The sequence below is a fragment of the Pseudoduganella buxea genome, from assembly GCF_009720835.1.
Classification (GTDB): domain Bacteria; phylum Pseudomonadota; class Gammaproteobacteria; order Burkholderiales; family Burkholderiaceae_D; genus Rugamonas; species Rugamonas buxea.
The window spans coordinates 1-12,234 of sequence record NZ_WNKZ01000072.1 but is presented as its reverse complement, the minus strand read 5'-3'; the positions used below and the strand labels follow the sequence as shown (position 1 = coordinate 12,234).

General features: G+C 64.7%; 12 protein-coding genes and 1 pseudogene. 9 read left to right on the top strand and 4 right to left on the bottom strand.

Features of this window, described 5'->3' with window-relative positions:
* The first annotated feature begins 46 nt into the window (after positions 1-46).
* The gene (queC, locus tag GM672_RS20505) at positions 47-751 is read left to right on the top strand and encodes a 7-cyano-7-deazaguanine synthase QueC (protein ID WP_155472398.1); all 705 of its coding nucleotides are present in this window, start codon (positions 47-49) and stop codon (positions 749-751) included.
* Positions 752-784: 33 nt separating this feature from the next.
* Here the strand turns inward: queC and GM672_RS20500 are convergent, their stop codons facing one another.
* Both GM672_RS20500 and GM672_RS20495 read right to left on the bottom strand, forming a co-directional pair.
* Positions 785-2,947: a peptidase domain-containing ABC transporter gene (locus GM672_RS20500; RefSeq protein ID WP_155472397.1), complete on the bottom strand. Its 2,163-nt coding sequence runs from the start codon at positions 2,945-2,947 to the stop codon at positions 785-787.
* Between the two features lie 49 nt (positions 2,948-2,996).
* Positions 2,997-4,256 carry an HlyD family secretion protein gene (locus tag GM672_RS20495; protein ID WP_155472396.1) on the bottom strand — a complete coding sequence of 420 codons (1,260 nt, stop codon included), beginning with the start codon at positions 4,254-4,256 and terminating at the stop codon, positions 2,997-2,999.
* Positions 4,257-4,565: 309 nt separating this feature from the next.
* Between GM672_RS20495 and GM672_RS20490 the strand changes: the two genes are divergently transcribed.
* From GM672_RS20490 to GM672_RS20455, 8 genes are all read left to right on the top strand, one after another.
* Positions 4,566-6,140, top strand: a complete 1,575-nt coding sequence (locus tag GM672_RS20490; protein ID WP_155472395.1) for an alpha-amylase family glycosyl hydrolase — start codon at positions 4,566-4,568, stop codon at positions 6,138-6,140.
* Complete coding sequence (locus tag GM672_RS20485) at positions 6,137-7,363, top strand: glycosyltransferase family 4 protein (protein WP_155472394.1); 1,227 nt, start codon at positions 6,137-6,139, stop codon at positions 7,361-7,363. The genes GM672_RS20490 and GM672_RS20485 overlap by 4 nt, the downstream gene beginning before the upstream one ends.
* Positions 7,364-7,695: 332 nt before the next feature.
* The gene (locus tag GM672_RS20480) at positions 7,696-7,842 is read left to right on the top strand and encodes a hypothetical protein (RefSeq protein ID WP_155472393.1); all 147 of its coding nucleotides are present in this window, start codon (positions 7,696-7,698) and stop codon (positions 7,840-7,842) included.
* 67 nt (positions 7,843-7,909) lie between these two features.
* A complete protein-coding gene (locus GM672_RS20475; RefSeq protein ID WP_155472392.1) occupies positions 7,910-8,128 on the top strand; it encodes a hypothetical protein in 219 nt (72 codons plus the stop codon).
* Positions 8,129-8,209: 81 nt separating this feature from the next.
* Positions 8,210-8,605: a hypothetical protein gene (locus GM672_RS20470; protein ID WP_155472391.1), complete on the top strand. Its 396-nt coding sequence runs from the start codon at positions 8,210-8,212 to the stop codon at positions 8,603-8,605.
* Positions 8,606-8,615: 10 nt separating this feature from the next.
* Positions 8,616-9,119, top strand: a complete 504-nt coding sequence (locus GM672_RS20465) for a toxin-activating lysine-acyltransferase (protein ID WP_155472390.1) — start codon at positions 8,616-8,618, stop codon at positions 9,117-9,119.
* Between the two features lie 87 nt (positions 9,120-9,206).
* A complete protein-coding gene (locus GM672_RS20460; protein WP_170300166.1) occupies positions 9,207-9,662 on the top strand; it encodes a toxin-activating lysine-acyltransferase in 456 nt (151 codons plus the stop codon).
* Complete coding sequence (locus GM672_RS20455) at positions 9,659-11,440, top strand: hypothetical protein (RefSeq protein WP_155472388.1); 1,782 nt, start codon at positions 9,659-9,661, stop codon at positions 11,438-11,440. Before GM672_RS20460 ends, GM672_RS20455 begins: the two co-directional genes overlap by 4 nt.
* 38 nt (positions 11,441-11,478) lie before the next feature.
* Here GM672_RS20455 and GM672_RS20450 read toward each other — a convergent pair whose 3' ends face one another.
* Together GM672_RS20450 and GM672_RS28415 are read right to left on the bottom strand one after the other, a co-directional pair.
* The gene (locus tag GM672_RS20450; protein WP_155472387.1) at positions 11,479-11,859 is read right to left on the bottom strand and encodes a hypothetical protein; all 381 of its coding nucleotides are present in this window, start codon (positions 11,857-11,859) and stop codon (positions 11,479-11,481) included.
* A 115-nt stretch (positions 11,860-11,974) separates the two neighbouring features.
* Positions 11,975-12,234: pseudogene (locus GM672_RS28415) on the bottom strand (porin); the annotation flags it as partial.

Sequence of the window (12,234 nt, the reverse complement as noted above, 5' to 3'; positions counted from 1 at the left end):
GATAACAGCTGCCGGAATCATTATCGAGATTATAGGATTGGCAATCATGAAAAGCGACGCGGCGCTGGTACTCTTTAGCGGTGGGCAGGATTCCACCACCTGCCTGGCCTGGGCCCTGGACCGCTACGAACGGGTCGAAACGATCGGCTTCAATTATGGCCAGCGCCACGCCATCGAGTTGACGATGCGCCCCGAACTGCTGGCCAAGCTGCGCACGGGCCGACCCGATTGGGCCGCGAAGCTGGGCGATGACCATATGATCGACCTGTCGCTGATCGCGCAGCTGTCGCAGACGGCGATGACGGAAGATATCGAGATCACGATGCAGGCCAATGGCCTGCCGAACACCTTCGTGCCGGGCCGGAACCTGATGTTCATGACGGTGGCCGCCACGCTGGCTTACCGGCGCGGCATGAATGTGCTGGTGGGCGGCATGTGCGAAACGGACTTTTCCGGCTACCCGGACTGCCGCGACGACACCATGAAGGCCCTGCAGGTGGCCCTGAACCTGGGCATGGACACGCGCCTGAAGCTGGAAACGCCGCTGATGTGGCTCGATAAATCGGAAACGTGGGAGCTGGCCGAACGCCTGGGCGGCCAGGCCCTGGTGGACCTGATCCGCGCCGACACGCACACCTGCTACAAGGGCGAGCGGGGAGAGCTGCACGACTGGGGCTACGGTTGCGGCGAATGTCCGGCGTGCGCGTTGCGGGCGCGCGGGTATCGGGAGTATGCGGCGCGGCAGCGTTAGGGCCGCAGCCGCGGCCGCGCACGCCGTGGGGCGTCAGGCGGCCTTCACGGGCACCGGCGCCGCGGCGCCCGCGAGGTCCGCCTGTGCGGCACTGTCATGCACGATCTTCCCGCCGAGCAGTACCACCACGCGGTCGGCCGAGGCGATCGTCTCGGGCCGGTGCGCAATGATGATGCGCGTCATGCGCAGGGATTTGATCACCGCATTGACCTCATGTTCCTTTTCCACGTCCAGGTTGCTGGTCGCTTCATCGAGGAACAGGATCTTGGGCCGCTTGTACAGGGCCCGCGCCAGCAGGATGCGTTGCTTCTGCCCGCCCGACAGCACCGTGCCCATCTCGCCGATCAGCGTGTTGTACGCCATCGGCATGGCCGAGATTTCCGCCGCGACCGCGGCCATCGCCGCGCATTCCTCGACCCAGGCGCGATCGGCCTGCGGGTCGAAGAAGCTGATATTGTCGGCAATCGATCCGGCAAACAGCACGTCGTCCTGCAGCACCGTGCCCACGGTGCGGCGCAGCGTGTCCAGGCCGTTCGACGCGACGCTCAAGCCGCCGATATGGACGCTGCCCGACGTGCTCGGCAAGATCCCCAGCAGCACGTTCATCAGCGTGGACTTGCCGCAGCCGGATGGACCGACGATGGCCACCGACTCCCCGGGCGCGATCGTCAGGTTGACGCCATTGATGACCATCGGCTCGTTCTCGGCATACCGGTAGCACAGCTCGCGCAGTTCGATCGCCGGCTCGACGTCCATCGCGGCGTCGCCGTGCAGGCCGTGTTCTTCTTCCGGTTTGGTCAGGACGATGTCGGACAGGCGTTCACCCTGGAGCCGCAGCATCTTCAGTTCGAACAGCTTGTCGATCAGCGAGCTGACGCGCCCGTCGAACTGCCCCTTGTAGGCAATGAACGCCATCAGCATGCCGACGCTGAAACTCCCGTCCAGCACGAGCGTGGCGCCCAGCCAGATGATGAGGATGTTCTCGATACCGAACAACACGCCGTTCATCGACCGGTACAGCAGGATAATGCGTTGCGTGCGCAGGTCGGCATTGACCTGGTCGACCAGCAGGGTGAGCCAGCTGGCGCGCCGCACATCCTCGCGCTGGAACAGCTTGATGGCCTTGACGCCACGGACGGTTTCCAGGAAGTGGCTCTGCTGCTTGGCCGCGTGGATGATCTGTTCTTCGGTCGCGTCGCGCAGCGGGCGATACCATGCCCACCGGCCCAGGGCGTACAAGCTCATCGTTCCAACGGCGATCCAGCCCAGCAGGGGACTGTAGAGGAACATCATGAACAGGGTCACCACGGTCATCAAGCCGTCGAGTATGCCTTCTAGGAAGGCGGTGCTCAGCCCCCGCTGGATCTGGTCGATGGCGCCGAAGCGCGAGATGACGTCCCCCAGGTGGCGTTTTTCGAAATACTCGACCGGCAGGCGCACCATGTGGCTGAACACATTGGCGCGCCACTGGATGTTCAGCGTCGTGCTCATGTAGATCAGCACCCAGGAACGCACCGTCGTGATGACCTGCTGCATCAGCATCAGCAGGCCGAAACCCAGCGCCAAGGTCGTCAGCAGCGTGCGGTCGGCCGCGACGATAACGTCGTCGAGTACCCACTGCATGAAGAACGGCGTCACCAACGCAAACACTTCCATTGCCAGCGCCAGCAGCAGGATCTGCGCGAACGAGCGCCGCAGCCCGTCGATATTGCCCATCAGGCTGCGCAGCTTGACGGGCTGCGCCCTTTTCCGGGGGCTGAAATCGGTCGCCGGCCACAGTTCCAGTGCGACGCCGGTAAACGACTTGGACGCCTCGTCCGGCGATATCTTGCGCAGGCCGAACGCCGGATCGTGGATCGTCAATACGCCCTTGGCGCTGACGGCCTTGAGCACGACGAAGTGGTTGAAATTCCAGTGCAGCACGCACGGCAGCTTGAGCTTGGGGATGTCGTCGAGCTCCAGCTTGAGCGCGCGCGTGCCCAGATGCATGCGTTCGCCGATCTTCACCAGGTGCATCAGCGTCGCGCCCTTCAGCGACACGGGATGCTGGCGCCGCAGCGCGGCCAGCTCGGTGCCGTTGCCATGGTAGGCCGCCACCATCGCCAGGCACGCCAGGCCGCATTCGGTTGCCTCGGTTTGCAGGATCACGGGCATTCGCCTGCCGAAGCCGAATGAAAGGTCGTTCAGTAAAGACATGGTATCAACACTTGGTGCGGTGAAAAGGCAAGGCGGGAATCGGCGCGTGTCACAAGTGGCCGGTCATGCTGAACAGCGGTTCGAGCACCCATTCGTACAGGCGGCGCGTGTCGCGCAGCACATCGGCATCGAGCAGCATGCCTGCCTGGATTGCCTGCTGCTTGCCGTACGCCGTGACCGACTGCCGTTCCAGCCTGACCGTGACCAGGTACAGCGGCGAACTGCCCGCGCCATTGGCGGCGAACCAGCCCAGGCCGCTCAATTCGTTGGACGGCAGGGCGGTCTTGGAGACGGAAACCACCCGGCCACGCGCATGGCCGAATTTCTGATAGGGGTAGGCCTGATAGCGCAGCAGCACCGTGTCACCCGGCTGGACGAAGCCGATCGCGCTGCTCGGCGCATACAGGTGAGCCTGCATCAGCGCCCCCGCCGGCACCACGCTCACCAGTGGGCGCGAGCCATCGACCGCCTGGCCTGTCTCGACGGCAACCGCCGTGGCGATGCCGTCTTCGGGCGCCGTGACCACCAGTCGCCGCCGCGCTTCGCTCTCGGTCAGTTCCTCGCCCGTGCTGGTGAGCTGGCGTGCGATCTGCGCCAGCAGGTTCTGGTCGCGCAAGGGCGCGCTGGCCCGTGCATTTTCCTGGCTGACCAGTTCGCGCCGGCCGCTCAGGCGGTCCCGTTCGAGGGCCTGCAGGCGGCTGCGCTGGTCGAGCAGGTCCGCCTGCTTTTGCTGCACCTGCTCCTTCGATACGAAGGACTTCGCCAGCAACTCTTCGCTGCGCCGCACGGTTTCTTCGGCAAGCTGCACGCGGCTGCGCTGGCCTTCCAGCTGGTTCTCGATCTTGGCCAGTTCCGATTCCAGGCCGGCGATCTTGCGGTCCAGCGCAACGCGCTCTTCCAGCTGCAATTGGCCCGTCTTGTCCAGTTCCTTGCGCAGGGACTGTTCGCGCATCTCGATCTTGCGGCTGATCGCCGCCTGGATGTCGCTCTGCGTACTGCTGCTGCGCTCGCCGGAAACGACAAACAGGACATCGCCGCGCCGCACCCGCTGGCCTTCGTGCACGCGCTTTTCCAGCACGATGCCCGCCTGCGACGCATACACCTTGACGAGGCCGCGATCCGGCACGAGCTGTCCGCCGACGGTGCTGCGCTTGGTGTAGGTGCCGATGCACAGGAAGGCGACGATGATGGCGGCCGCGCCGACGGCAAGTGCCGTCAGCACGGCAAAGGAAAGGGGACGGATCAGGATGATTTCGCCCAGCCACTTGACTTGGCGGGCGTTCAGGGCTGCGGGACGGAACAGGGACATCGCGATTCAACTATGAAATATGGCCGGCGAACGTGCGCCGCGCCGGTCCGGGCGCCAGCCGGAAAAAGACGGCGACTGTAGCAGAGCGTTTAGCTTTTTTGCAATAATTTTTCTGTATTTTCGTCAACTGATGTTTAAATGGGACACTGTAAGTATTTTTAAATTAATAATTGTTTTCGGCGCATGCCCTACCTATAATTCGCCCGCTTTCAAGCGTTGCCGTTACCCCGGTTGCGCTACGGACATTCGCCGCCACGACCACGCGCTGCGCTGATTATTTCTTGCCTCATTTGCCTCGATGATTTTGCAATGGTATCTGCCGCCTTATCCCTGCTGCCGGAAAACGTTTTAAGCAGAAATCCCATTGTCTATTTCCTTCTGACGGACCGCTTCCATGCGGCGGGCGGTGCTGCCTGGCCTGTTTCCACCGGCGAAAACGTGGGAAAGTTCCACGGCGGTAATTTCTCCGGTATCACCGAGAAAATACACGCAGGGTGGTTCGGTGCCCTCGGCGTCAATGCCATCTGGATCAGCGCGCCGTACCAGCAGATTCTCGGCCCGGCCACCGTCGACCCGTTCGAACATTACGCCTATCACGGCTATTGGCCCCTGGACTTCACCGTGCCCGATGCGCGCTTCGGCACCGGCGCGGAGTTCGGTGCGATGGTGGACGCGGCGCACGCGGCGGGCATCCGGGTCGTGCTCGATGTCGTGATGAGTCATCCCGGCTATTTCGACCCGCCGTCGCTGCGGGCGACCTGCGCCGATGGCGCGCTGGCGGAACCCGCCGCGCTGCGCGCGCGCTGGTGGGGAAGCGATTGGGTCTGCATGCCGGGCGAAGGCGATACGGTGCCGGCACCGAATGCGCCGACGCCGCCGGGCCATGGCCTGGCACGCTTCCGCACCGAATCCGAGCACCACGTCACGCTGCCCGCTTTCCTGGCCGGCAAAGCCGACAGCGGCGCCGTTCACGAAACTGCCACCACGGTGCGCGGCTACCTGATCGGCTGGTTGAGCGCCTGGGTACGCACCTACGGCATCGACGGCTTCCGCTGCGACTCCGGCAAGCATGTGGACCTGCGCACGTGGCGCGAACTGAAACAGGCGTGCGTGACGGCACTGGCCGACTGGAAGGCGCGCCATCCGGCCAAGCGGATCGACCAGGCCCCATTCTGGATGACGGGCGAAGTGTTCGGTAACGGCATCGCGCGCAACGACTACCACGACAGCGGTTTCGATTCGCTCATCAATTTCAGCTTCCAGCATGAGATCGCGACCATCTTCGGCGATACCGACACGGGCGAGGACTATCCGCGCAGCCTGGCGCTGCACCGGCTCGACCGCCTGTACGCACGCTATGCCACGACTCTTGCCGCTGGGCATCAAGTCCTGTCCTACCTGTCGTCGCATGACACGGTCCTGTGCGACCAGGCGCGCACTCCCTATGCGGCGGCTGCGCTGATGCTGGCGCCCGGCGGCGTGCAGATCTTCTATGGCGACGAAAGCGGGCGCCAGCACGGCCCCGACACACCCGTCGATCCCGCCCAGGCCGCCCGCTCGGACATGAACTGGGCGACGCTCGACCCGGCGCGGCTGGCGCACTGGTGCCGGCTGGGGCAGTTCCGCAGCCGCCACCCCGCCATCGCGACGGGTGTGCACACCCGGCTGTGCGTCGATCCCTATGTTTTCTCCCGGACCCTGCCGGACAGCGGCGACGCGGTGCTGGTCGTCCTCTGCCATGTTGGGGCTCTCGACCTCCTGGTCGAGAGCGTGTTCGAGGAGGGCACGCGCCTGCGGGACGCCGATGGCGAGCGCCACTACACGGTGTGCGGCGGCCGCGTGCAGGTCGACATCGACGGCATCCTGTTGCTGGAGCGCGCATGAGCGCCCCGCCCATCAAGGTGTTGATGTTCGGCTGGGAATTTCCGCCCAATATCAGCGGCGGCCTCGGTACCGCATGCCACGGCATCACGCGCGGCCTGGCCGAACTGGGCGGTATCGACGTCGATTTCATCATTCCAACCCGCCCCAATGGCGAGGACCAGGCGCACGTGCGGATCATTGCGTTGGCCGAGCCGGCCGCCTACCTGCCGGCGGCGGCCGGCGCCACGGTCCGCAAGCCTTACGGGCAGGACCTGATCGAAGCGGCGCGGGCCTATGCCGCACGGGTGCCCCAGCTGATCGAGGAACTCGGCAGTTTCGACCTGATCCATGCCCACGACTGGCTCACCTGCCAGGCTGCGATCAAGGCCAGGGACTTGACCGGCAAACCGCTGCTGCTGCACGTGCACTCGACCGAATACGACCGCAGCGGCGTGCACGCCAGCGCCGAGCTGGTGGGCCTGGAGCGCCAGGGCATGGAGGCCGCCGACCGTATCGTCGCCGTCAGCAATTTCACGCGCGACATCATCATCGAGCGCTACCGGCAGGACCCCGCGAAGGTCGTCACCGTCTACGATGCGGCCGATCCCTATGCGCGGTGCTTGCCGCTACGCCCGCTGGCGGCGCGGCCCCAGGTCAGCTTCCTGGGGCGGATCACCCATCAGAAGGGGCCTGCCTACTTCGTGCGCGCCGCCCAGCTGGTGGCGCAGCGCATGCCGGAGGTGCAGTTCGTGATGGCGGGCAGCGGCGACATGCAGCCCGCCATGCGCGCCCTGGCGGCGGAACTCGGCCTGGAGAAATCCATGTTCTTCCCCGGTTTCCTGGTGGCGGACGAAGTCCGGCACCTGCTGCAACGCTCGGCCGTCTATGTGATGCCGTCCGTGTCGGAGCCCTTCGGTATTTCGGCGCTCGAAGCCATGGATGCGGGCGTGCCGACGGTGCTGTCGAAGCAGTCGGGCATTGCCGAAGTGGTCGGGCATGCCTGCAAGGTCGACTACTGGGATGTCGCGGCATGCGCCGAGGCCATCCTGACCCTGCTGACGGACAGGGCGCGCGCGGCCGCGATGGTGCGGGGTGCCCATGACGATATTGCGGCCCTGACGTGGAAAGGCTGCGCGCGCGCCCTGGCTGGCATTTATGCGGAAATGTCCATGGCTGGTCGGAAAACGTCGCCTGTCACGCCGGCACCGGTCGGCACGGCACGATGCAATGGCGCGCTGATATAAAAGCATAAAAGGCGATAACAGAAAAAATGCGCTGAAAGCGTAAAAAAGACATGAAAAGAATTGACGTATTTAACCGTTGCCGTTAATCTTTTAAAAAGTAAATATATAAGCAGGTAATTTTTATTGTCGCGAATGGATTATTCGCGAGGCAGGTTTGTGCTGCGGTTTATTTATCTGGCGAATGCCGGAAGATATTCCCGCAGCGTGAAGTGGTTCGTCGACACTTATCGACGCTTTTAAATGAAGTATTGGGAAATAAAATGCAAGTTTTGTCCGTAAACGAATTCCAAGAAGTCGCTGGTGCTGATGCTCCTTTCGGTTGCTCGAACAGCATGACCTCGTCGCAATACTCGAGCGCTGCCGGTTTCTGGGGCGGCGTTGGCATGATGGGCGCAGCCTTCAGCGGCACCGGCCTGGGCTTCGGCGTGGCAGCTGCCGGCGGCGCAATGTACGCCTACAACTCGTACTGCTCGTGGTAATAAGCTTCATCGGGTAAGAATAATTTGCCGGCATTTCGGCATCAATAAAAAATTAGAGGAGTACACAATGCAAGTTTTGTCCGTAAATGAATACCAGGAAGTCGCCGGCGCAGATGCACCTTGGGGCTGCTCGAACAGCATGACCTCGTCGCAATACTCCAGCACCGCCAACTTCTGGGCTGGCGTGGGCAGCGTGGGCGCCGTGTTCTCGAGCACCGGCCTGGGTGCTGGCGTAGCCTTCGCAGGCGGCGCAATGTACGCCTACAATTCGTACTGCTCGTTCTAAGCGTTTTATCGGTGGGCACCACGACGGTGCCCACTATATCGGTGGGCACCGTCGTGGTGCCCACTATTGTGAAGGTCATCCATGTATATAGCAGTTGATCGAAGCGGCGCCCAATGGCTGATCTGGGGCAGGCGCGGGTCGGTATCCGATCGCGTCAATGCCGCCAACCTTGCGCGGTTTTACGGCTCTCCACTTCTGTTCCTGGGCATCGACTGTCTGGCCTTCGCCGCGGCGATGGCCTGGCTCCTGCAAGATTTTCTTCCCGAATATATGTCTGTACAGGCACTGCCGCTGGTCGTCGCGCTGCTGCTGTCGTCCGGTGCCAGGGTATTCGGTCCCCGTTCCTCGGTGGCGCTGGCGCCCGCGAGCGAACGCGCGATTGACCCCTTGCTGCGCACGCACCTGGTATTGCTCGCCGCTACCTTGCTCTGTTTGTTGACGAAAATCGCCCTGCTGGGCCTGGCATTAGCGCGCTGACCGATCCACCATGTACAGCTTTGAAACGATTGTTGGCATCAATGGCATGTCCATTGATGCGGAGCAGAAATGCGCGATCATCGTGGGCTTGGTCGCGCAACTGATGGCGACGCAGCCGGATCGCTGCAAGCGGCTTGCACCGATGTTGCACGGGCTGGTTCCCGCCGCCCGCGCCAACCAGATCAAGCTCTATTTCGACCGCTTTGGCGTATTCATCGGTTATATCGCGTGGGCTACCTTGTCCGCCGAGACCGAGCACAAGATGCTGGCGGCCCCACCGTTCGAGCTGAGTGGGGCGGAGCGCACCTCCGGCACGAGCCTGTGGGTCACCGACTTCCACATCGCGGCCGGACATGTTCCGGCGGTGCTGGAAGATATGCGCGACCGCCTGTTCGCGGACGCCGACCAGGTCACCTACTTCCGCTTCAAGGGCCGCCGTCGGATCGCGAAACGCATTGGCCGCCATGGCCGCCACGCCTTTTTCGCCACCGCGGCCCGCCCAGCCCTGCCGTAACGCCTGGCCCTGCCGGCTTGCCCACCTACTCCACGCTACTGACGAACTATGCCAAGGGTCTTTTACACCTCCCACCATGCGGGATGGATGGCGATGAACAACGCGCTTCCTATCGGACAGGCATTGACGCTGCTCGGCCGCACGCAAAAATACGCTGAAGCGCCTTTGCCGCTGGCGCTGGCCGCCATCAAGCCCGCTATCGGACTCAAGCAGTTCCATATGCTCCACGCGCCCGACGGCAGCGCGTCGGCGCTACTGACCTGGGGATGGATCTCGGCATTTACGATGAACAGCGAACCGGTGCGACCGGTCTGCGCGCTGTCGCACGGCGAATGGAACGAGGGCGAACACCTGTGCATTTTCGATGTACTGGCGCCGCCGCACCTGGTTGCGCCGCTGTTGACCCACTTCTTCGACCACATCGCGGCGGACCACATGACCATTCACCTGTATCCATCGCTGCGCGATGCGCAGTCGTTGCGGTTCACCGCATGGGAAAGCGCCCATCGCGGCGCGCTGATCGCCAGCCTGGGGGGCGCATGAACGCGCGCGACGGCCGTCCCGGCATGGGTGCAACGGCGTTCGACCGCCTTCCCGGGCCGGTCGCGCTCGACCTGTTCGCCAGCGGCGCCTCTGCCGTGCCGGTGCAACTGCAGCGCGCGCCCGCGCCGCGCATGCTGTGGCTCAACGAGCGCGCCATGGCCGGCGATCCTGCCTATCACGCGCTGGGCCAGGACGCCGTTGCCTACGCCGCCCACCTGCTGGCTGCGTGCGCTTTCGTCGTGCCCGCGGCGCCGGCTGCCGCGGACACGGCCGGCGCCGAAGACTGGACGACCGCCCATGCCGACCGCTATGGCGGCCCCGGCATCGGCACCAACGGCGGCAGCGGCCGCACGGCGGTGGTGAACGGCTACCTGGTCAAGGGCGTGGGCAAGACGCCGCTCATCGGCATCGACGCCAACGCGGCCCATTCGAGTGGCGGGGCGTACCTGGAGGAAGCGGTGCGCGAGACGATTTTTTCTGAAATCGTCGAAGCGGAGTTTCCCGGTTCCGCCATTCCCACGCTGGCGATCATCGATACCGGCCTGGTCCAGGTATGGCAAGGCGAATTGACGACGTCGAGCGAAAAACGGGTCCTGATCGTTCGTCCGTGCATGCTGCGTCCGGCCCATTTCGAGCGCGCGCACAGCTTCCTGGCCGCCAATCCGACCGAAGGCGCCCTGGATTTCGCCCGCGTGCAGCAGGTGTTCCACGGCGTCGGCGCCTACTGCGGTGCCGGGCCGTTGCGCGACCAGTTCCTGGCATTCTTTTCCACCTGGGCGCAGCAGCTTGCCTACGCCTATGTGCATCGCCTGTCCCCGAGCGGCAATTCGACGTCGAATATCTGCTTCGACGGCAAGTTGCTCGACTTCGGCGCCTGCTCGTCGCTGCCCTCGTGGGCCCGTATCGTCATGGTGCATGGCAGTCCGCCCACCGGCGAGGAGTTCGACATCCTGGTGCAGTCCGCGCGCTCGCTGGCCTATTTCTTCGGCCGCTGCCACGACGGCGAGATGGGGCAGGACGGGTTTATCGCCCAGGTCCTGCAGGCGGCGCATGCAAGCTACCGGCGCACCCTGGCCGAGGAAGTGCTGCGCCTTTGCGGCATCCCGCGGCACCATGCCGCGGCTGCCGCAAGCGGCGCCGGGCAGGCGCGCATCGAGGCCATCGTGGGACGCCTGTTCGCCCACTATCGCAAGGAACGATTCGACATTGTCGACTTCACCCCGTCGTCGGCGGTGGCATGGGACCTGCCGGACGTCTGGTTGGCGCAAGCGCCTGAACACCTGAAGCCGTTGCGCGACCTGCTCGACGAACTCGCCACCGGTGCATCGGCCGATGCCGCCCGTCGGCGCTGCCGCTTCATTTCCCGCACGCGACCGGAGCTGTTCCGCGAGGAGATGAAGTACCGCTTGCTGGCAGCTATCAACCGGATCGTGCAGGCGGGGCATGCCGAACGGGCGCCGCTGACGGCCATGATCTGCGGCGCCGTCGCTGCCGGCCGGCGCGATGGCAGGCATGAGCCGGACCAGGCCGTGCCCTGCGGCTTTGCCGTCGCGCCGCAGTTTTCGCTTGCCCTGTTTGCCTGCACACGCTCCGGGTCGCATTTCGCCGCGATCGAGTGGGAAACACCGGCATATTTCGCCGCGCTTGGCATCACGACGGCTTCCTGCTGCGCCGACCGGCCGGGCTGCCTGCCGGTGCAGGACTGGGACCAGGCCGGCATCACGCTGGGCGGGGTGTCGCCGCTGCGGCTGGCTTGCGCGACTTCGGGATGGCAATGACGGCAGCCTTGGCTGCCTGAGAAGCCAGGCGCCTGCCGTCAGACGGCGGCGCCTTTCAGCATTTCGTCGCGCTTGCTGCGGTTGCGCCGCACGATGTACCAGACGATTGCCAGCGGGATCAGCACCGGCAGCAGGAAGGGCGCGGCCAATGCTGCAACCACCACGCAGCCCAGCCCCAGGCCGGCCAGCACCATCACGCCCAGGCCGGTGAACAGCACGCACAGGAACACGGCCACGGCCAGGATGATGACGGTGCCCAGCACCAGCCCGCCGCCGGCGAACAGCATTGCCAGCAGCACGCCCAGCGGGCCATCGACCTCGTCGCCGTCGAAGTGGACGTAGTAATCGTGCGCGTCGAGCGCATTGCACAGGGCGATCGACAGCAGGACGACGAGGGTAACGATCAGCAGCTTTCTCATGGTGGCTCCGGGCGCAAGTGGATTCGATGGAGCCACTGTAGGGGCCTGCGCGGGCCCACGCCACGGCCAGGCGACAAACTGCCGCTTTGGCCCGACGAACTGCAGGGGGACCGGGTCAGAATGCATGGCGCAAGCCGAGCGCCGTGGCCGACAGGCGGGCGCCTGTCGCGGCGGTGCCGCCGCTGTTGGCCGGATTGATCGCGAAGTCGTACGCACCCCGGGCCTCGTTGCGCAGCCGTGTGTGGTAGAGGTAGACGCTGGAACGGGGCGACAGCGTGTAGTCGTAGCCCAGCGTGGCGTGGACGGCGCCCGTGTCCGCGCCGGCGCGCACGAAGCCGATGGCCGCATCGGCGCCGCTGCCGTCGCCGGCGCGCG

Bases quoted from the DNA above. Each gene is read 5' to 3' on its own strand.
- GM672_RS20455 (WP_155472388.1), top strand. From the start codon at position 9,659: ATGAACGCGCGCGACGGCCGTCCCGGCATGGGTGCAACGGCGTTCGAC.
- GM672_RS20490 (WP_155472395.1), top strand. From the start codon at position 4,566: ATGGTATCTGCCGCCTTATCCCTGCTGCCGGAAAACGTTTTAAGCAGA.
- GM672_RS20465 (WP_155472390.1), top strand. From the start codon at position 8,616: ATGTACAGCTTTGAAACGATTGTTGGCATCAATGGCATGTCCATTGAT.
- GM672_RS20480 (WP_155472393.1), top strand. From the start codon at position 7,696: ATGACCTCGTCGCAATACTCGAGCGCTGCCGGTTTCTGGGGCGGCGTT.
- GM672_RS20495 (WP_155472396.1), bottom strand. From the start codon at position 4,256: ATGTCCCTGTTCCGTCCCGCAGCCCTGAACGCCCGCCAAGTCAAGTGG.
- GM672_RS20485 (WP_155472394.1), top strand. From the start codon at position 6,137: ATGAGCGCCCCGCCCATCAAGGTGTTGATGTTCGGCTGGGAATTTCCG.
- GM672_RS20460 (WP_170300166.1), top strand. From the start codon at position 9,207: ATGGCGATGAACAACGCGCTTCCTATCGGACAGGCATTGACGCTGCTC.
- GM672_RS20500 (WP_155472397.1), bottom strand. From the start codon at position 2,947: ATGTCTTTACTGAACGACCTTTCATTCGGCTTCGGCAGGCGAATGCCC.
- queC (WP_155472398.1), top strand. From the start codon at position 47: ATGAAAAGCGACGCGGCGCTGGTACTCTTTAGCGGTGGGCAGGATTCC.
- GM672_RS20450 (WP_155472387.1), bottom strand. From the start codon at position 11,859: ATGAGAAAGCTGCTGATCGTTACCCTCGTCGTCCTGCTGTCGATCGCC.
- GM672_RS20470 (WP_155472391.1), top strand. From the start codon at position 8,210: ATGTATATAGCAGTTGATCGAAGCGGCGCCCAATGGCTGATCTGGGGC.
- GM672_RS20475 (WP_155472392.1), top strand. From the start codon at position 7,910: ATGCAAGTTTTGTCCGTAAATGAATACCAGGAAGTCGCCGGCGCAGAT.